Genomic DNA, 19,606 nt, shown 5'->3' with positions numbered 1-19,606 from the left:
ACACTAACTGGACCCCCGCTCCGTGAAAAAGATCACAGCCCTCCAGTACGCCCGTTATGTGAACGGGTCGTTATGCAGGTCAAACGCAGAATTTGAGCCTTTTATAAGTGAGGTTCGCCTGTCCTGACACGCCACGGCACGTCAGAACGGGCGGTTATTCCGGTCGATATCGTTATATCAGAATCATTTTTCAACGAATACGACATCGGCGGCCGGCACGGACTCCGACAGTCCGGCCTCCTCGGACACCAGAGTGGTGGTGCCCTCGACCCGCACCGGCTCCGAACCGATCACCACGTCCTGCCCCAGCACGGTCACCGGACCGACGAGCCCCTGGCCACCGTCGACGATCTGGAGTTCCACGGCGGCCTTCTCCACGGAAACCCGGATCTGGTAGCCCTGCAGTGTCACGTTGTACTCCAGCTGCTCCCAGTCCTCAGGCAGGCGGGGGTCGATGCTGAACCGGCCGTAGTCATCGCGGAAACCACCGAACCCGTAGACCAGGGCGCTCCACACACCACCGCAGGACGCGATGTGCGCGCCGTCGGCACTGTTGCCGTGGAGATTCTCCAGGTCGAGGAAGAGGCCGCGCAGGAAGAAGCTCATCGCCGTGCCCCGGAACCCCAGCTCCGCGGCCATGATGGACTGCACCACCGCCGAGAGCGAGGAGTCGCCCGTCGTCAGACGGTCGTAGTAGGCGTAGTCGCGCTTCTTCACCTCCGTCGGCATGTCGTGCCCCTGGAGGAACAGGGCGAGGACCACGTCAGCCTGCTTGAGCACCTGGTACCGGTAGATCGTCAACGGGTGGTAGTGCAGCAGCAGCGGGCGCTTCGCCCCCACCGCCGGGTCATCGAGGTTCCACAGCTGACGGTTCAGGAACTGGTCGTCCTGCGGGTGGATCTGCATCCGCTCGTCGAAGGGGATGTACATCGCCTCGGCCGCCCGGTCCCACAGGTCCAGCTCGTCCTCGGACAGCCCGGTGCGGTCGGCGAGGTTCTGGAAGGCCTCCGGGCGCTCACTGCGCATCTGCCGGGCGACGTCGGCGGCCACCCGGAGGTTGTACTGCGCCATGACGTTTGTGTACAGGTTGTTGTTCACCACTGTCGTGTACTCGTCGGGCCCGGTCACCGAGTGGATCTGGAACTTCTCCCCCGTCGGGTCGAAGAAGCCCAGCGACATGAAGAACCGGGCTGTGCCGACGAGGATGTAGACACCCTCGTCCAGCAGGAACTCGGCGTCTCCGGTGGCGTAGACGTACTTCATCAGGGCGTAGGTGACGTCCGCATCGATGTGGTACTGCGCCGTGCCGGCCGCGTAGTAGGCGCTGGACTCGTGCCCGTTGATCGTCCGCCACGGGAACAGGACACCGTCATGGGAGAGCTCGCGGGCACGTTCCCTCGCCTGCGGCAGCATGAGGTAGCGGAACCGCAGCGCGTTCCGGGAGAACTGCGGGTTCGTGTAGGTGAGGAACGGCAGGGCGTAGACCTCGGTGTCCCAGAAGTAGTGGCCGCCGTAGCCGGATCCGGTCAGCCCCTTGGCGGGCACACCCTGGGTCTCCGCCCGGGCGGACGCCTGGATCAGCTGGAAGAGGTTCCACCGCACCGCCTGCTGCAGCTCAGGGTGGCCCGGGATCCGGACGTCGGACCGGCGCCAGAACTTCCCCAGCCATTCGGCCTGGTTGGCCTGGAGGGTGCGGTAGCCGACCTGACGGGCACGGTTGATCGTGCGGGCACACCGGAAGGCCAGTTCCTCGGCGGACACGTGGCGCGAGGAATGGTACGAGACGAACTTCTCCAGGCGCAGACGCAGACCGCGGGTCCCGTCGACGTGGTAGATGACGCGTGCGACGTCGTCGCGCATCTCGGTGTGCATCTCCACACCACCGACCGCGTCGGAGGACGCCGGGGCACCCGATCCGCCGGTACCCCGCGCCTGCGTGACGTCGAGGACATGGTCCATGCTCACCGCGACGGTCATCCCGGAGTTCGTCACCCGGTACCCCAGCGTCACCCGCTGGTCCTCGGAGCTGGCACGGTAGGTCGGCTGGAACACCCGGCCGGCGATCTTCTCGGCCTTGCGGGGGTCCGCACCACCGTTGACGTCGGCCGCATGGGCGTCTGCCCGGTCCGCCGCCCCGGAGGACGCCGCGTAGGTGTCGAGGATCGAGGAGAACTCGTCCTCCCCGTCCTGCCGGTTGAGGATCTGCGAGGAGATGACGACCGCGGCGTCCGAGTCGAGAAGCTCGACTTCGAGGCTCATCAGCGCCAGGTGACGCTCCTGGAAGGAGACCATCCGCTCGCTGACGACGCGGACGCGCTTGCCGGACTGGGTGCGCCAGATGAAACTGCGGCGCTCGACACCCTCACGGAAGTCGAGGGTGCGGCCGTAGTCCTCGACCTCGGCGACACCGAGGCGCAGCGGCTCATCGTCGATGTACAGGCGGATCGGCTTGGCGTCCGGCACCTGGACGATGGTCTGGCCCTCGCGGGCGAAACCGTAGGCGTCCTCGGCATGCTCGATGTTCCACGTCTCGTGGACACCGTTGATGAAGGTGCCGTGTTCGTGGGAGTCGCGACCCTCCGGCGGGTTGCCGCGCAGTCCCATGTAGCCGTTGGAGAGGGCGAAGATGGTCTCCGACAGACCGAGTTCGGCGTCCGTACGGCCGGGACGACGCTCATGCCAGCCCCACTCATCGACCGGGTGATTGCTCCGGTCGACCAGTTCCAGCGGGTCCACGTCGTCGAGGTGCACGTCGGTGCGGTACCCCGGCGGGAAGTAGTCGGCGGGTTCCGCCGGCCCGCCGCCGTCACCGACAGGGCGGTTCACGACGGACGCCACCCGACGACGGTGCGCCAGGAACTCCTCGAGGTGGTCGGTCCGGTCGTTGGTGTCGGTCACGGAATGTCCCTTCGGTCGGATGCAGGATCGATCAGTGGTTCAGCGTACGGCAGAGGAGCCGTCGGAGGTGCCGAGCTGGTCGACGAGGACGGCAAGGTCGGCGACGACGACGTCCGCCCCGGCGTCCTTCAGCGCCTGTGCACCGGCCCCGCGATCGACGCCCAGGACGAGTCCGAAGTCACCGGCGGCACCCGCGGCGACACCGGAGGTGGCGTCCTCCACGACAACGGCTCCGGTCGACGGCACGCCGAGGAGTTCCGCGCCGTAGCTGTAGGTGTCCGGGGCGGGCTTGCCGGGCAGCCCTTCGGCGGCGGCGACATTGCCGTCGACGATGACCTCGAAACGGTCGATGAGTCCGGCGGCGGTGAGGACCGGGCGGGCGTTCTTCGACGAGCTCACCACGGCGACACGCGTGGTGGTCCCCGGGGCGGTGAGAGCGTCGAGCAGGGCGACGGATCCGGGGTAGGCCGAGATACCCCGGTCGAGCAGAGCGAGGAAGTCGTTGTTCTTCAGCAGGCCGAGACCGAGGACTGTCTCGTCGGTGGGGGCGTCCTCGCCCTTGTCCCCTTCCCACTCCGGATCGGAGCGGTCGGCGGGCAGCGTGATCCCGCGGGACGCCAGCACCGCGGCCACTCCCTCACTGCGCGGCCGGCCGTCGATGTGGTCGAAGTAGTCCCGCTCGGTGTACGGGGCGACACCGCGCTCGACGAAGTACCTGGTGAACACCACGGACCAGGCCTGGCGGTGGAGGTCGGCGGTCGGGGTGATGACACCGTCAAGGTCGAAGAGCACGGCGTCGAAGACGGCTAGGTCAGGCAGGTTGTCAGGCAGGTTGTCAGGCAGGTCTGCTGTCATTCCACCATCGTAGGTTGCCTGCGGACGCCGCGCGCGGCGTAGCGGCGTCATGGGAACCGCCCGGGCGGCACGGGAAGATCCCGCTTCAGGATGCTGAACTGCGGTGGGATTCTCTCATGACGGTGGTGCAGGACTCATGACGGTGGGCCCGGGACAAGGCCCCGGAACACCGGAAACGGCCTGCCCGGGGAGGGCAGGCCGTCACGGAGGCGCGTGGTGAAGGTGGTGCGTGGTGGTGCGTGGTGGTGCCTGACGGTGTCAGGGGATCGCTTTAGGCGATACCGTGCAGCTCCTTGAACTCCAGGCGGCGGGCGTGGAGGATCGGCTCGGTGTAGCCGGAGGGCTGGGTGGTGCCGAGCAGGACGAGGTCACGGGCGGCCTTCCAGGCGACCGAGTTCTCGAAGTCCGGGGCCATGTCGCGGTAGGCGGCGTCACCGGCGTTCTGACGGTCGACCACGGCGGCCATGCGCTGGAGGGCCTCGATGACCTGCTCCTCGGTGACCACACCGTGCTTGAGCCAGTTGGCGAGCAGCTGGGAATTGATGCGGCAGGTGGCGCGGTCCTCCATGAGGTCGATGTCGTGGATGTCCGGCACCTTGGAGCAACCGACACCCTGCTCGACCCAGCGGACCACGTAGCCCAGGATGGACTGGCAGTTGTCGTCCAGCTCCTCCTGGATCTCCTCGGCGGTCCAGGTGGCGTCGCCCTCGCCGACCTTCGCGGCGGCGACCGGGACGGTGAGGATGCCCGGGATGGAGTCGCGGCGACCGTCGGTGATCAGCTTCTCCTGGACGGCGTAGACGTCGACCACGTGGTAGTGGGTGGCGTGCAGGGTCGCGCCGGTCGGGGACGGGACCCATGCGGTGGACGCACCCTGGCGCGGCTGGCCGATCTTCTGCTCGACCATCTCGGCGAGCAGGTCGGTCTTGGCCCACATGCCCTTACCGATCTGGGCCTTGCCGGAGAGACCGTGGGCCAGGCCGGCGTCGACGTTGTTGTTCTCGTAGGACTCCATGAACAGGGAGGCCTTCAGCTTCGGCTTACGGAACATCGGGCCGGCCAGCAGCGAGGTGTGGATCTCGTCGCCGGTGCGGTCCATGAAGCCGGTGTTGATGAAGGCCACGCGGTCGGCGATGGCCTCGATGCAGGCGTCCAGGTTGACGGAGGTGCGACGCTCCTCGTCCATGAGGCCGACCTTGAGGGTGAAGCGCGGGAGGTTGAGGAGGTCCTCGACATCGGCGAGCAGGTCGTTGGTGAAGGCGGACTCCTCCGGACCGTGCTGCTTGGGCTTGACGATGTAGATCGAGCCCTCGCGGGAGTTGCGGCGGGGGTTGTCCAGGTCCGTGCCGGGGATGGCGCAGGCGGAGGTGATGACGGCGTCCATGATGCCCTCGAAGACCTCGTTGCCCTCGGCGTCGAGGATGGCGGGGTTGGTCATCAGGTGGCCGACGTTGCGGCACAGCATGGTGGATCGACCGTGCAGGCGGAGCTCGGAGCCGTCGCGCGCGGTGAAGTAGCGGTCGTCGTTCTGCTCACGGGTGAAGGTCTTGCCGCCCTTGGAGACCTCTTCGGCCAGCGTTCCCTGGTTCAGGCCGAGCCAGTTGTGGTAGCCGAGGACCTTGTCGGTGGCGTCCACCGCGGCGATGGAATCCTCGAAGTCCATGATGGCGGTGACGGCGGCCTCGAGGACGATGTCCTTGACGCCGGCCTTGTCGGTGCTGCCGATCGGGGAATCGGGGTCGATCTGGATGTCGATGTGCAGACCGTTGTGCTTCAGCACGATGTCGGTCGGGGCGTCCTTCTCACCGGCGTAGCCGACGAAGACCTCGGGCTGCTGAAGGTGGACCTCGTTTCCGTCGATGACGGCGGCGAGCTGACCGGAGGTGATGTCGTACCTGTCGACGTCGGCGTGGGAGCCGGACTCCAGCGGCACGGCCTCGTCGAGGAAGTCACGGCCCCAGGCGATGACCTTGTCACCGCGGACCTTGTTGTAGCCCTTGCCCTTCTCGGCGCCGTTCTCCTCGGGGATGACGTCGGTGCCGTAGAGGGCGTCGTAGAGGGAACCCCAGCGGGCGTTCGCGGCGTTGATCGCGAAGCGGGCGTTGAGGATCGGCACGACCAGCTGCGGGCCGGCGGTGGTGGCGAACTCGGCGTCCACGTTCTCGGTGCGGATCTCGAAGTCCTCGGGCTGGTCGACGAGGTAGCCGATCTCCTTGAGGAAGGAGGTGTACTTCTCGGCGTCCTGCGTGCCCGGGTTCTGCGTGTACCACTCGTCCAGCTTCGCCTGCAGATCATCCCGCTTGGCGAGCAGCTCACGGTTGCGCGGGGTGTGCTTGGCGACGATGGCGCCGAAGCCCTCCCAGAACTTCTCCTGGTCCACCCCGGTGCCCGGCAGAACCTCGCCGTTGACGAAATCGTAGAGGGTCTTGGCGACCTCGAGGCCACCGGCGGTGATGCGCTCCGTCTGCTGTGTCATGGAAACTCCTTCGTTCACATATCGACTTGTCCGCAATACGGTCACCAGACTAGGTGAGCCATGTCACCGAGGGGAGTCATCCGTGCTCCAGGGAACGGCCTACCACCCCCGGCCCTACCCCGTTCCGGACGGGCGAACCCAGGTTCACTCGCGTACTGCAGCGTGCCCTTACGTGACGCGGGTCGCACATTAACGCTGGACCAAGCGATTTTCGACCATTAGGTGGGATGAACAATGCCATCATGTGAGAACCGGCAAAACGGTACGATCGTACTACCCCCGCCGTGGGCTGGATCACGTATTTGCTTTGACGTGCCGTTTTCCCCCTGTATTCTCAAGCCCAGCAGATCCGGCCGGGGAGCAGCCGCCCCCGGGGTAGCCGGAATCAGCGTTGTAACCGCCATCTCCACCACTTAAGGGAGTGTGTTTAACACATGTCGAACGTCGGACAGCCGCGTACCGCCGCCGAAATCCAGAAGGACTGGGACGAGAACCCCCGTTGGGCCAACGTCACCCGCGACTACACCGCCGAGCAGGTTGCCGAGCTCCAGGGCACCGTCGTCGAGGAGCACACCCTCGCTACGCGTGGTGCTGAGATCCTCTGGAACGCCGTGAACGAGGAGGGCGACGGCTACATCAACGCCCTGGGTGCCCTGACCGGTAACCAGGCCGTCCAGCAGGTCCGCGCCGGTCTGAAGGCCGTCTACCTCTCCGGTTGGCAGGTCGCCGGCGACGCCAACCTCTCCGGCCACACCTACCCCGACCAGTCCCTGTACCCGGCGAACTCTGTTCCGTCCGTGGTCCAGCGCATCAACAACGCCCTCTCCCGCGCCGACGAGATCGCCCGCGTCGAGGGTGACACCTCCGTCGACAACTGGCTCGTCCCGATCGTCGCCGACGGTGAGGCCGGCTTCGGTGGCGCCCTGAACGTCTACGAGCTGCAGAAGGCCATGATCAAGGCCGGCGCCTCCGGCACCCACTGGGAGGACCAGCTGGCCTCCGAGAAGAAGTGCGGCCACCTGGGCGGCAAGGTCCTCATCCCGACCAAGCAGCACGTCCGTACCCTGAACTCCGCCCGTCTGGCCGCCGACGTCGCGAACACCCCGACCGTCGTCATCGCCCGCACCGACGCCGAGGCCGCCACCCTGCTGACCTCCGACGTCGACGAGCGCGACCACGAGTTCCTCACCGGTGAGCGTTCCGCCGAGGGCTACTACTACGTCAAGAACGGCATCGAGCCCTGCATCTCCCGTGCGAAGTCCTTCGCTCCGTACGCCGACATGATCTGGATGGAGACCGGTACCCCGGATCTCGAGCTCGCCAAGAAGTTCGCTGAGGGCGTCCGCTCCGAGTTCCCGGACCAGCTCCTGTCCTACAACTGCTCCCCGTCCTTCAAGTGGTCCGCCCACCTGGACGACGACGAGATCGCCAAGTTCCAGAACGAGCTGGGCGCCATGGGCTTCAAGTTCCAGTTCATCACCCTGGCCGGCTTCCACGCCCTCAACTACTCCATGTTCGATCTGGCCCACGGCTACGCCCGCAACCAGATGTCCGCCTTCGTGGACCTGCAGAACCGCGAGTTCGAGGCCGAGTCCCGTGGCTTCACCGCTGTCAAGCACCAGCGCGAGGTCGGCGCCGGTTACTTCGACCGCATCGCCACCACCGTGGACCCGAACTCCTCCACCACCGCCCTCAAGGGCTCCACCGAGGAGAGCCAGTTCTAGTCTCCGACCGGAACTGACCGTCACCCTCAGGTGACACCCCACCGCCCTGTGCGCCACACCCCCGGCGCACAGGGCGGTTCTGCGTCCGCTCCGTCGGCGACCTCGGGCACACGACACGTCACGGACGACCGGCCGCTCCCGTCTCCTGCTGGCACAGCGCCGCAGATCGCAGCACCGCCGGACGCGACACCGAGACACTCAGTACAACCCGCCCCCGCACAGCGCCGCCGCGACCACCCGCGCCGATCATGCGGTGATGAGCCAGCGGACCTTCCTCCGCCGATTCCGTGAGGAAACCGGCACCACGCCTGCGCGATGGATCACCGCCCAGCGGGTCCGCCACACCCAGGAACTGCTGGAGAACACGGACCTCACCGTGGACGCGATCGCCGACCTGGTCGGCTTCGGCACCGGCGCCACACTGCGGGCCCGGCTGAGGAGCACCACCGGGACCACACCGGTCTCCTACCGCCGCAGATTCACCGCCTGAAGCAGGTCGGGACGGGTGACCCGGCCACCTGCTCAGTACGGGTTACGCCGCTGAGGGCGCAGCCGTGACGGGGGTTTGTCCTCGTAGAGGCCGGTGATCTGCCGACGCAGGTGCTCACGCCGGTTGTAGGTGGCCTCGCGGATGGCGTCGTCATTGTCGAAGCTGGACCCGATCGCCCCGGCGAAGGTACCCAATGACGCCGTGAGCCACGCCAGTTTCGCGTAGCCCCAGGGGAAGGGCTCGTCGTTGACCTGGGAACGGAAGTAGTTCGTGTCCACGATGACCACGGACAACACCAGCAGGGCGAGGAAGACGGTCGTGTAGATCATCACCGCGGCGATGACCACGGTTCCGACCGTGGCCCGGTTGTCCATCCTGGCGCGCCACTGGGCCACACTGTCCGGTTCCCGGTCGGGCCACCTGTTCCACAGTCCGTTGTGGTAGACCAGCCAGAACGTGAGTCCGCCGATAGCGAAGACACTGATGATGAACATGCGCAGCACGGACACGGTGTGCGACATCTGCCACATCGAGCCGTAGAAGATGCCGTAGGCGCCGGTCGCCACCGCAATGGCCAGGCAGCCGGTGAGGACCTTGAACAGCTGCTCAGGCTGATTGCCGGCGATCATCCCGAGGAGCAGTCGGAGGCCGCGTCCCCGCCCCTCGATCACGCGGGTGACATCCGCCCCGGCGTCACCACCCTCGATGTCCTCACCTTCAGTGACCTTCTCGCGGATGCCGGCTCCGGCCGGTTTCCCACGCAACAGACGACTGAGTTCCTGACGCAGCGCCTCACGGCCACGCAGCAGTCCGAAGGCGGGCAGGCAGAGCATCGTGACCGTGCCGCGGTGCACCGTCTGGCTGATGACCGGGCGGCGCGTCGTCAACGGCAGATCGGTCACGTAGATCATCCGGTCCCAGCCGTATGATCTCATGATGTCCGGGGTGGTGTCCGCCAGCCGCACACTGCCGTCGAGGCGCATCGGCAGGGACGCGGTGCGCACCTGCACCCGCGGGTGACCGCTGAAGCGCAGGCTCTCGTCGGTGATGTCCGAGTCGTCGGGCCGGATGCCCAACTTCGCCAGCGCACTGATGACGCGCTTCTCGGGCAGTCCACGGTCGACCATCACGCCGATGACGGTGACATGCTCCTCGGCATACTCGTCGGCATGATCCTCAGCGGGGACCCCGTTCTCCGGCACCTCTGACATGGCCAGAATCGTACCCTCACCACGGGGAAGGACGCATCAGCGCCGCGCGCACGACAGCGTACGGCGGGTGCACACGGCTGTATCTACGCCCCCGCGCATGACAGCGCCCCGGCCACAGGGACAGTGACCGGGGCGGTGACGCAGGACGGACCTACAGGTTGATCATGTGACCCGTGATGCCCTCGGCGGCCTCCTTGATGGCCTCCGACAGGGTCGGGTGGGTGTGGACGTTGCGTCCGATCTCTTCGGCAGTGAGGTCGAAACGCTGCGCCAGGGTGAGCTCCGGCAGCAGCTCGGAGACGTCCGGGCCGACCATGTGGGCACCGATGAGCTCGCCGTACTCGGCATCCGCGATGATCTTCACGAAGCCGACGCCCTCGTTGAGGCCCTGGGCCTTACCGTTGGCGGAGTAGGGGAAGGTCGCGACCTTGATCTCACGGCCGGACTCCTCGGCACGCTTGCGGGCGGCATCCTCGGTGTAACCGAAGGAGGCGACCTGCGGGGTGCAGAAGGTGGCGCGCGGCATGTTCATGTAGTCGCCGAGCTCCTGGGTCTCGACGCCGGCGATGGTCTCCGCGGCGACGACACCCTGTGCCTCGGCGACGTGCGCGAGCTGGAGCTTCGCGGTGACGTCACCGATGGAGTAGATGTGCGGCACGTTGGTGCGCATGCGGTCGTCGATGTCGATGGCACCACGCTCGGTGAGCTTGACACCGGTGTTCTCCAGGCCGAAGCCCTCGACCCGCGGGGCGAAACCGATGGAGACCATGACGCGGTCGGCCTTGATGGTCTCGGCCTTGGAACCGTCGGCGGCCTCGATGTCGACCTCGACACCGGCGGCGCCGCCGAGGTCGCGGACGGCGGTGGTCTTGTGACCGGTCTTCAGGGTGACGCCGAGCTTCTTGTACTGCTTGGCGATCTCCTTGGAGACGTCCTTGTCCTCGTTCGGCAGGACGCGGTCCATGAACTCGACGATGGTGATGTCCACGCCGAAGTTCGCCAGCACGTAGGCGAACTCCATGCCGATGGCACCGGCACCGATGATGACCATGGACTTCGGGGCGTCCTCGTCGAGGATCTGCTCCTCGAAGGAGACGATGTTGCCGCCGATGTGCACCCCCGGCAGGGACTTCACGACGGAACCGGTCGCGACGATCGCGTTGTCGAAGGTGACGGTCTTGCCGGCGTCCTTCCCCTCCGAGATCTCGACGGTGTTCGCGTCAGTGAAGGTGCCGAGACCGTCGATCTCGGTGATGCCGTTCTTCTTCATCAGGTAGTGGACACCCTTGACGATGCCCGCAGAGACCTTACGGGACCGCTTGTGCGCGACCCCGTAGTCCATGCTGATGTTGTCACCGCTGATGCCGAAGGTCTTGGCATCGTGGGTGAGGATGTGCGCGATGTCCGCGTTACGGATCAGCGCCTTGGACGGGATGCAGCCCACGTTGAGGCAGACACCGCCCCAGTACTGCTTCTCGACAACGGCGGTCTTCAGACCCAGCTGGGCCGCCCGGATGGCGGCGACGTACCCGCCGGGGCCCGCGCCGATAACTACTACGTCATAATGTTCAGCCACGGAATCAATGGTACGCGCTCAGGGCTGATACGTCGCGTCGGGGGTCAGGAACCCCTGGGGGACGCTCCGCTCCCGTTCGACGACAGGACCCTCTAGACGAAGAACTTGGTGATGAACGCCAGTGCGTTGTTGATCGCACCGCCGATGATCTCGTTGGTGTTGACGAGGATCTGGTCGAAGAAGCTGAGGTTCACGGAATACTCCTGGAATTGGGGGGCGTTGTCGGGGACAATCGGCATAATCGTACAGGGCACTGGCATGTTACTGTGTACAACGTTGTATCTCGCCGCGTGACGGTGGTAACGCCTCCGTCTTCCCGGACGATCACCCCGGCGAGAACTCTCCACCACAAGTGACGTCGAAGAATCACGAGGCCTGAATGTCCACGCACGCCGCTCGCCGTGTCGCTCCCCGCTCTGTCCGAGTCGCCGCAGCCGCCCTGGTTGCCGCACTGCCGCTGACCGCTGTGGCGGTGAACTACGGCGATACGACGCCGTCCGCGTCCGCCCAGGACGCCTCACAGGAGCCCACACTCAAGCCCTTCGAGACCCAGGCGGCCGCCGAGGCCAACGGCTACGTCCCCGAGGACGAGGCCGGCTGGCGTCAGTGGGTGTACCGGCAGTCGGACGAGACGAACGAGGACGGGACCCCCAAGCCCGACGGTGGCAAGGCCGGCGACCGATACGGCCGAATGGAGGAGCTGGCCGTCAAGTCTCCGGCGATGGGCGGACGCGAGATCCCGGTCGTCACCATCCGCGCCAACGTCAACCCGGAAAGCGCCCCCACTGTCTACCTGCTCAACGGTGCCGACGGTGGCACCGGTCGGGCCAACTGGTTGCAGCAGACCAGTGCCATCGAGTTCTACGGCAATGAGATCGGCCGCCACACCGACGAGAACGGTGAAGTGCAGGACGGCTCCAACGTCAACGTAGTCATCCCGATGGCCGGCGCCTTCTCCTACTACACCGACTGGGAGCTCGAGCACCCCACGCTGGACGAGGACGGCAACGGCGTCGGCACCAAGCAGATGTGGGAGACCTTCCTCACCAAGGAACTGCCCGCAGCGATGGAGGGTACGGAGGGCGAGAGCGGCCATTTCCAGTCCACCAGCGACGAGCGCGCCATCATCGGCATGTCGATGTCCGCATCCTCCGTGCTGGTCTTCGGTGAGCAGAACCCTGGCTTCTACGACGCCATCGCGTCCTACTCCGGCTGTCCCGCCACCACCGGCACCGCCGAACTGGGGGTCGACCTCGTCCTCGACCGCGGCGACGCCACCTACGAGCAGATGTGGGGTCCCCGTGGCGGCGCCGTCGCACGTCGCAACGATGCCCAGCTCAATGTCGGGAAGCTGAAGGATCAGCACAACATCTACATCTCCGCCGGTACCGGCCTGATGGGTGAGCACGACGTCGCCTCCGGGGACCGCCTGCGCGGCAACCCGGTCGGCTCGATCACCCCGGCGACCGAGGGTGGCGTCATCGAAGGCGCGACCAACGTCTGCACCCATCTCTTCAAGGCCGCCGCCGACAAAGCCGGTGTGACCGAAGAGAACAACAACATCACCTACAACTTCCGGAACACCGGCACCCACCAGTGGGGTTACTGGCAGGACGACATGTTCGAGTCCTGGCCGACCATCGCCCGTGGCCTCGGCTTTGATGAGGCGGAGGCCATCGCCACCCGGGACAAGGCTGCCGCCGACTACCTGGACAGGAACCAGGGCATCGGCAATGCAGGCTCCCTGCCGCTGCTGACCGAGGCCTTCCAGCAGGCCCAGGCAGAGCAGGCCGCAGCGAACGGCGAGCAGTAACTCCTCTCCTCGCTACTCCCGGGACTGAGGTTCCGGACTGACTCCCGACAAGGCCCGCCGCACACCGACGACCGGTGTGCGGCGGGCCTTCTCGGTACGCGCGAGATGATGCACTCGCTCTGCGGGATGATGGGCCTGGCTGACAACAGGCCCGGACGCCAGACCGGAGTGTCGTCACCATGACACCGATAGCCCGGCAGTGAGCAGTCCTACCAGCGTAAAGTCACTACGGTTACGCCGTCCTACGACGACCATCATTCACGACAGGAACCCCATGACGTTTTCACTGGTCTGCCGCCGCACCATCGGCCTCCGTACCACCTCACTGCTCAGCTCACTGGGCATTCTGCTGGCTGGCGGAGTTCTCACCGGAGTCACCGCGGCCACCGCGGCAGCGGACCCCACCACCACGGGACCCACCGCCACCGGGGCCGCCACCGTCCACCGCGACTCCACCACCCCGGGGCTCACCGTCGAAGAGTCCGACTGGCGTGTCACCCTCAGTGAGCACCCGGAGGTCGAGGAGGTCTGGACCTACTCCCCGTCGATGAACCGGAACATCCCGCTGCTCGTACGCCCGTCCGCCGCCCCAGATGCGCCGACCCTCTACCTCCTCAACGGAGTCGACGGCGGCAAGGAGCGCAACCAGTGGTTCGGCAAGGGCGGGGCCGTGGAGTTCTTCGCCGACAAGGACGTCAACCTCGTCATGCCGGTGGACGGGAAGAACTCCTACTACTCCGACTGGTACTCCAGCTCCACGCTCGACCGGGCCGACCGTGGCGGCCGGATCCAGCAGTGGGCCACCTACCTCGCCGAGGAACTGCCCGGGCCGCTGGAGGACGCGCTGGACGCGAACGGAGTCCGGGCCGTCCTCGGTATGTCCATGTCAGCGACCTCCGCCCTGCAGCTCGTCGAGGACAATCCCGGGTTCTACTCCGCGGCCGCCGCGATCTCCGGCTGCTACGACACGACCTCGCGGCAGGGACGCCAGATGGTCGATGTCGTCGTCGGCCGTGACGGTTCCGGCGCCACCGCCGAGGAACTCTGGGGCCCGGTGGAGGGGGACGCCGCCCACGCCAACAATCCTGCTCTCCACCTCGACAAGCTCACCCCGGAGGTGCAGGGCTCCCGGGTTCCGCTGTATTTCTCGGCATCCACCGGTGTTCCCACCACGGAGGAGGCCGCCGGCATCTCACAGATCACCGACCCCGTCGATTTGGCGACCAGTGTGGTCTTCGGTCCCGGGCTGGAGATCGGAGCGAAGTCCTGCACCGTCGACCTGGAACACTCCCTCGCCGGCACTGACGTGGACGCCACCTTCAACTATCCCGCCCACGGTCTCCACAGCTGGGCACATTTCGCCTCCGAACTCCCCCGTGCCTGGCCCACCCTGTCCCGCGGCCTCGCGGTACAGGCCCCGGCGTATAGCCTGTAGCCCGTGCAACGAGCCGGACGTGCCCTGACCGCGGCGACACTTGTCGTCGCGGTGTCCGGCTACGCCGTCACGGTGCTTGCCGGACATGCCCTGGACCCGGCGGACTATGAACGTTTCACCGTCTACTGGGGCCTGTTCTTCGCCTGCACCGGCGTGCTCGACGGCCTTCTGCAGGAGACGACGCGGGCGGTGACAGCCCGACGCCGCCACAGGGGCACCGACATGGAGACCGGCACGCACGCACACCGCGCCCGCCCGCTGACCGTCGCCGCCGGGGTGGGCCTGGGCACCGGGGGGATGGTCTTCGCGTCCTCCCCGCTCTGGGCCGACCGGCTGCTGCCGGACACCGGTGGAGTCACGCTGCTGTCCGTCGGCCTGGCCTGCTACGCCGTGCAGGCCACCGTGTGCGGACTCCTGTCCGCCTCCGGGCGGTGGCGGACCTACGCCTGGCTGATCAGCGTGGACAGTGCGGTCCGCGTCCTACTTGCTGCGCTGGCCTGGGCGGCCGGCTGGCGCCTCACCGCGTTCCTGCTGGTCACCGTGATCGGCGCTGCAACATGGACCGGGCTGGCGGTGACGGCACTGCGTCCTGCCGCCGGACCGGTACGTGGCGTCCTGCGGGCCGTCGCCGATGTGCCGACCGGGGAGTTCCTGCGCCGCTGTGGTGCGGCCATGGTGGCCTCCGGGGCGAACGCCCTGCTCATCACCGGATTCCCGGTGCTCCTCACGGTCACCTCGACCGACGCCGCCCCCGGCGCACTGGCCGCGGTGATCACCGCCGTCACGTTGACACGTGCCCCGCTGCTCGTGCCGTTGCAGCGTTTCCTCCCCGCGCTCATTGTCCACCTCACCGGACACCGCGACGCCCCGCTCCCCTCTGTACTGCGACTGCTCAGCGGGTGCGTCGCGGCGTCCCTGGCCGGAGGTGTTCTCGCGTGGCTGTTCGCGGTCCCCGTGGCGTCCCTCTTCTTCCCCGCGGAGCTGGTGGCGGACGCCGCGACGTTCACTGTACTGACCACGGCTTCCGGCGCACTGGCGATACTCATGGTCACCGGGGCGGCGGTGCTGTCCGCCGAGCGCCACGGGGTCTACGTCACCGGCTGGATCGTGGCGACAGCCGTGGCGGTCGCACTGCTGTCCACCGGAGCCGACCCGGCCGTGCGCGCCGCCCTCGCCGTCGGTGTGGCCCCCCTGGTCGGTGCGGCGGTGCATCTCGTGGCGATCAGGCCTTCGAGAGCGTCACAGCCGGCTTCTCGACGGGCAGGTTCTTCTTCGAGAACGCCGTGACGACGGCCAGGCAGAGCGCCGCCATGACGATGCCGAAGCCCAGCATCCCGGTGTACTCGAAGGTGTCGGACAGTTCGGTGAGGATCATCGGGAAGAAGAAGCCGACATAGGTCAGGGCGTAGTACACCGCGGTGAGCCCGCCGAGGTCATCCGGGCCGGCGATACGCTGGACCTCCGTGAGACCGGAAACCATGCAGAGGCCGTAGCCGACACCGAGGACGATCGCGACGATGACCGTGTTCCAGATGGCGATGTCGCCGGCGGAGACGGTGGCGAGGATCATGCCGACAAGCACCAGACACAGGCCGAGGATCGGGCCGCGGGCGCTGTGCGCGGTGTTGATCCGTGAACCGAACTGCTGGATGGCGAAGCCACAGCCCAGGCAGACCACCGTGAGCAGTGCCGAGAAGGCGATCGGGGTGGAGACCTGGTCCTGGACCAGCCGCGGCATGATCGCGTAGGAGACACCGGCCGCACCGAAGACCCAGGGGGCCATCGGAGCGACGACAGTGAGGAAGCGACGGTCCTTCACCGAGGGGATCTTCAGGTCCGTCCACAGAGAGCCGTGGACCTTGAGATGGGCGGACTGACGGGTCTCGGGGATGGCGAGGATACCGGCCAGGGCGATGGCAGAGAGAACCGTATGGACGATGTAGGGCAGCTGGCCGGGGATCGGCCCCCATTCGGCCAGCACACCGGCGACACCGGCGCCGAGCCCGAAACCGGCGGTGTTCGACATCGCGGCGCGCTGGGCCCCGGTACCGGGCCGGGAGTTCGGGTCGAAGGGGGCTACGGAGAGTTCCTTGATCCAGGATCCACCGGCGGACATGACAATGCCGACGCCGACACCGGCGAGGACGCGACCGATGAAGATCGCCCACTCGGTGGTCTCGCCGGCGGCGATGAAGATGCTGCCGAGCAGCGCGATCAGCGGAGCCGGAAGCATGACAGGCTTGCGTCCGTAACGGTCGGACAGTGGGCCTGCGAGAAGCAGTGCGACGACGATACCGACGGCGTAGGAGACCAGGAGAGAGTCGATGAAGACGTCGCTGAAGACCGCCTCTCCACGGTAGAAGACGAGCATCGGGGTGGCTTCGTTGCCGCCCCAGGCGACAGTGAATACAGCGAAGGCGACGATGAGCCACGCCCGGCCGCCCCTGGCGCGTGCAGTTCCCCTGTGCGGTGCCGGATTGTCCGGCTGCTCCTGTTCAGTCATGAGATACATCGTAGACCCCCACTCCACCTGCGACGCAATGTGGTCCTACCTTTGGAGGGCAGTCACCTTACGTATCATCGGGAGGCATGACCAACACCGACACCACCGGACTCACCCGCCGTGACGGCGACACCCCGGAGAAGCTCCGCGCTCTCGCCGATGACGCCCAACGTGCCGCCGTCGCCGCCGAGCTCAAGGCGGCCCTCGACGGCCCCTACGCCGAGGCCCGCGACGCCGCCCGGGCCCTCATCGACGCCAAGGGACTGCGCGCCGACGACACCCTGCCACTCGACGAAGCCCGCGAGCGCACCATGTCCCAGCTCTTCGACGTCCTGTCGACCGGTTCACCCCGCGGCTCCTTCCGTAAGGACCACGGCGGCACCGAGGACATCGGCGCCACCCTGGCGTCTCTGGAGACCGTCGGTGGCGCCGACCTCTCCCTGATGGTCAAGGCCGGCGTCCAGTGGGGCCTGTGGGGAGGTGCCGTGGAGAACCTCGGCACCGACCGCCACATCCCGCTGATCAAGGACATCATGGAGCTGCGCATCCCCGGGTCCTTCGGCATGACCGAGCGCGGCCACGGCTCCGACGTCCAGTCCCTGGAGACCACCGCCGTCTACGACCGCGCCACCGGCGAATTCGTCATCCACACCCCGACCCCCATGGCCGAGAAGTGGTACATCGGCAACGCCGCGAAGGACGCCACCAAGGCCGCCGTCTTCTGCCAGCTCTACACTCCCGCCGGCGACTACGAGGAGCCGGCCGACGCGACCGTGCCCGAGTCCTGGGGCGAGTCCCACGGCGTCCACTGCCTCGTCGTCGATCTGCGGGACGCTGAGGGTAAGGTCCTGCCCGACGTCTACATCGGCGACCACATGTACAAGGGTGGACTGAAGGGTGTGGACAACGGCACCCTGCGCTTCGACCACGTCCGCGTCCCCCGGGAGAACCTGCTCAACCGCTTCGCCGACGTCTCCGAGGCCGGCGAATACTCCTCCCCCATCGAGTCCGACGGCGCCCGCTTCTTCACCATGCTCGGCGCTCTGATCCGAGGCCGCATCACCGTCGGCGCGTCCGCCGGTTCCGCCGCCCGGACCTCGCTGGCCATCGCCACGAAGTACGCGAACAAGCGTCGCCAGTTCGCCGCGGACGACTCGCTGCCGGAGTCCAAGCTCATCGAGCACCGCAAGCACCGGCTGCGTCTCATCCCGCTCATCGCGAAATCCTATGCGCTGCAGACCGCGTCCAACAAGCTGATCTCCCGGCTCAACGAGCTGGAGACCAGCATCCCGGACCGCACCGACATGACCAAGGAGCAGTCCGCCGACCAGCGTGAGCTCGAGGCGCACGCCGCCGCGCTCAAGGCGGCGAACACCACCCACGCCACCCGGACCATCCAGGAGTGCCGCGAAGCCTGCGGCGGCGCCGGCTACATGGCCGAGAACCTCCTCACCACCTTCAAGGACGACTCCGACGTCTTCACCACCTTCGAGGGCGACAACGTGGTGATGATCCAGCTCGCCGCCAAGGAGCTGCTCACCGGCTTCTCCCGCGAGATGGGCAACCTCGGCCCGCTGGAGATCGTCCGCTTCGGTCTGGACAACTTCGGCACGCTGCTCAAGCGCCGTACCGCCGCCGAGAAGATCATCCAGAACCTCGTCGACTCGGTCACCGACCGGGAGACCACCTCCCTGTTCGACCCGGCCTACCAGGTCGAACTGCTCACCGAGCGCGAAGACCGGCTGCTGATGAGCCTCATCCGCCGCATCCGCCCCGCCCAGAAGATGTCCACCGAGGACGCCGCCGCGCTCGTCGACGGCTGCCAGGACCACATGCTCTCCTGCGCGTGGGCGCACGTCGACCGCATCGTGCTGGAGAGCCTGCTGGAGACCGAGTCCGCCCTGGCGGACTCCCAGGCAAAGAAGATCATGGAACAGATCCGTGACGTCTACGTCCTGGACATCATCAACGGGAACGCCGGCTGGTACCAGGAGCAGAATCTGCTCAACGGTGCGCGCACCAAGGCCGCCCGGGCCGCGCTCAACGACCTCGTCGACTCCCTCGGCCCCTGGTCCGAGACCCTGGTGGACGCCTTCGCGGTGCCGGCCTCCGTCCTCGACGTCCCGCTACTGGAGGATGTCACCGACCCGACGGCACTGACCTTCCGCTCCTCGACGAACCCCGCCGCAGGAATGTGATGCGGGTACTCCTCAACATCATCTGGCTGGTGCTGTCCGGGTTCTGGCTGTTCTGCGGCTATGTGCTCGCCGGCATCATCGCGTGCATCTTCATCGTGACGATCCCGTTCGGGGTGGCGTCCTTCAGGGTCGCCGGCTACGTGCTCTGGCCGTTCGGCCGTGAGGTCGTGGACGCCCCGGGTTCCGGCGTGGCGTCCGGCATCGGCAACGTGATCTGGTTCCTGGTCGCTGGCCTGTGGCTGGCGCTGGGACACATCGCCACGGCCCTGGCGCTGGCGATCACGGTCATCGGACTGCCGCTGGCGTGGGCGAACCTCAAGCTCATCCCGGTGACCTGCTTCCCCTTCGGCAAGCGGGTCGTGAAGTCCCGTGACATGGCGCATGCGCCGGTGCACTACCCCGGGTACGCGCAGTAGACAGCCAGTCC

13 protein-coding genes are annotated in these 19,606 nt (G+C 67.0%); 7 read left to right on the top strand and 6 right to left on the bottom strand.

The features are described from left to right. Nucleotides 1-183 precede the first annotated feature (183 nt). The 3 genes from Q0A27_RS07160 to Q0A27_RS07150 all read right to left on the bottom strand — a co-directional run bounded on the left by Q0A27_RS07160 (nucleotide 184) and on the right by Q0A27_RS07150 (nucleotide 6,229). Nucleotides 184-2,898, bottom strand: coding sequence for a glycoside hydrolase family 65 protein (locus Q0A27_RS07160; protein WP_291474374.1), 2,715 nt, complete (start codon nucleotides 2,896-2,898; stop codon nucleotides 184-186). 39 nt (nucleotides 2,899-2,937) lie between these two features. Beyond that, complete coding sequence (locus Q0A27_RS07155) at nucleotides 2,938-3,753, bottom strand: HAD family phosphatase (protein ID WP_291474373.1); 816 nt, start codon at nucleotides 3,751-3,753, stop codon at nucleotides 2,938-2,940. A 271-nt stretch (nucleotides 3,754-4,024) separates the two neighbouring features. Beyond that, nucleotides 4,025-6,229 carry a malate synthase G gene (locus tag Q0A27_RS07150; protein ID WP_291474372.1) on the bottom strand — a complete coding sequence of 735 codons (2,205 nt, stop codon included), beginning with the start codon at nucleotides 6,227-6,229 and terminating at the stop codon, nucleotides 4,025-4,027. Between the two features lie 434 nt (nucleotides 6,230-6,663). Here Q0A27_RS07150 and aceA point away from each other — a divergent pair, with 434 nt between their 5' ends. Together aceA and Q0A27_RS07140 are read left to right on the top strand one after the other, a co-directional pair. Further along, the gene (gene aceA / locus Q0A27_RS07145; RefSeq protein WP_291474371.1) at nucleotides 6,664-7,953 is read left to right on the top strand and encodes an isocitrate lyase; all 1,290 of its coding nucleotides are present in this window, start codon (nucleotides 6,664-6,666) and stop codon (nucleotides 7,951-7,953) included. A gap of 253 nt (nucleotides 7,954-8,206) precedes the next feature. Continuing rightward, entirely contained in the window at nucleotides 8,207-8,443 is a 237-nt protein-coding gene (locus Q0A27_RS07140) for a helix-turn-helix domain-containing protein (RefSeq protein WP_291474370.1), read from the top strand. A 32-nt stretch (nucleotides 8,444-8,475) separates the two neighbouring features. Here the strand turns inward: Q0A27_RS07140 and Q0A27_RS07135 are convergent, their stop codons facing one another. Next, a complete protein-coding gene (locus tag Q0A27_RS07135; RefSeq protein ID WP_291474369.1) occupies nucleotides 8,476-9,654 on the bottom strand; it encodes a hypothetical protein in 1,179 nt (392 codons plus the stop codon). A gap of 151 nt (nucleotides 9,655-9,805) precedes the next feature. Then, the gene (gene lpdA, locus Q0A27_RS07130) at nucleotides 9,806-11,230 is read right to left on the bottom strand and encodes a dihydrolipoyl dehydrogenase (RefSeq protein ID WP_291474368.1); all 1,425 of its coding nucleotides are present in this window, start codon (nucleotides 11,228-11,230) and stop codon (nucleotides 9,806-9,808) included. Between the two features lie 379 nt (nucleotides 11,231-11,609). On the opposite strand from lpdA, the gene Q0A27_RS07125 reads away from it, so the two are divergent. From Q0A27_RS07125 to Q0A27_RS07115, 3 genes are all read left to right on the top strand, one after another. Beyond that, entirely contained in the window at nucleotides 11,610-13,043 is a 1,434-nt protein-coding gene (locus Q0A27_RS07125) for an alpha/beta hydrolase family protein (RefSeq protein WP_291474367.1), read from the top strand. Between the two features lie 274 nt (nucleotides 13,044-13,317). Beyond that, a complete protein-coding gene (locus Q0A27_RS07120; protein WP_291474366.1) occupies nucleotides 13,318-14,478 on the top strand; it encodes an alpha/beta hydrolase family protein in 1,161 nt (386 codons plus the stop codon). Between the two features lie 3 nt (nucleotides 14,479-14,481). Beyond that, nucleotides 14,482-15,765: a hypothetical protein gene (locus tag Q0A27_RS07115; RefSeq protein WP_291474365.1), complete on the top strand. Its 1,284-nt coding sequence runs from the start codon at nucleotides 14,482-14,484 to the stop codon at nucleotides 15,763-15,765. Here Q0A27_RS07115 and Q0A27_RS07110 read toward each other — a convergent pair. Continuing rightward, nucleotides 15,701-16,981 (bottom strand): MFS transporter, encoded by a 1,281-nt coding sequence (locus tag Q0A27_RS07110; protein ID WP_291474364.1) that lies wholly within the window; start codon nucleotides 16,979-16,981, stop codon nucleotides 15,701-15,703. The genes Q0A27_RS07115 and Q0A27_RS07110 overlap by 65 nt on opposite strands. 86 nt (nucleotides 16,982-17,067) lie before the next feature. Between Q0A27_RS07110 and Q0A27_RS07105 the strand changes: the two genes are divergently transcribed. Next, complete coding sequence (locus Q0A27_RS07105) at nucleotides 17,068-19,179, top strand: acyl-CoA dehydrogenase family protein (RefSeq protein WP_291474363.1); 2,112 nt, start codon at nucleotides 17,068-17,070, stop codon at nucleotides 19,177-19,179. After that, the gene (locus tag Q0A27_RS07100; RefSeq protein WP_291474362.1) at nucleotides 19,179-19,595 is read left to right on the top strand and encodes a YccF domain-containing protein; all 417 of its coding nucleotides are present in this window, start codon (nucleotides 19,179-19,181) and stop codon (nucleotides 19,593-19,595) included. The genes Q0A27_RS07105 and Q0A27_RS07100 overlap by 1 nt, the downstream gene beginning before the upstream one ends. Nucleotides 19,596-19,606 lie beyond the last annotated feature (11 nt).

Origin of the sequence: Corynebacterium sp. (genome assembly GCF_022712275.1) — a bacterium.
Lineage (GTDB): Bacteria > Actinomycetota > Actinomycetes > Mycobacteriales > Mycobacteriaceae > Corynebacterium.
Note: the sequence above shows the minus strand (reverse complement) of the source record. Positions and strands in the feature narration are given on the sequence as shown.

What these genes read in the sequence shown, in the direction of transcription:
- Q0A27_RS07155 (WP_291474373.1), bottom strand. Translation starts at nt 3,753, where the DNA reads ATGACAGCAGACCTGCCTGACAACCTGCCTGACAACCTGCCTGACCTA.
- Q0A27_RS07150 (WP_291474372.1), bottom strand. Translation starts at nt 6,229, where the DNA reads ATGACACAGCAGACGGAGCGCATCACCGCCGGTGGCCTCGAGGTCGCC.
- aceA (WP_291474371.1), top strand. Translation starts at nt 6,664, where the DNA reads ATGTCGAACGTCGGACAGCCGCGTACCGCCGCCGAAATCCAGAAGGAC.
- Q0A27_RS07135 (WP_291474369.1), bottom strand. Translation starts at nt 9,654, where the DNA reads ATGTCAGAGGTGCCGGAGAACGGGGTCCCCGCTGAGGATCATGCCGAC.
- Q0A27_RS07125 (WP_291474367.1), top strand. Translation starts at nt 11,610, where the DNA reads ATGTCCACGCACGCCGCTCGCCGTGTCGCTCCCCGCTCTGTCCGAGTC.
- Q0A27_RS07120 (WP_291474366.1), top strand. Translation starts at nt 13,318, where the DNA reads ATGACGTTTTCACTGGTCTGCCGCCGCACCATCGGCCTCCGTACCACC.
- Q0A27_RS07110 (WP_291474364.1), bottom strand. Translation starts at nt 16,981, where the DNA reads ATGACTGAACAGGAGCAGCCGGACAATCCGGCACCGCACAGGGGAACT.
- Q0A27_RS07105 (WP_291474363.1), top strand. Translation starts at nt 17,068, where the DNA reads ATGACCAACACCGACACCACCGGACTCACCCGCCGTGACGGCGACACC.
- Q0A27_RS07100 (WP_291474362.1), top strand. Translation starts at nt 19,179, where the DNA reads ATGCGGGTACTCCTCAACATCATCTGGCTGGTGCTGTCCGGGTTCTGG.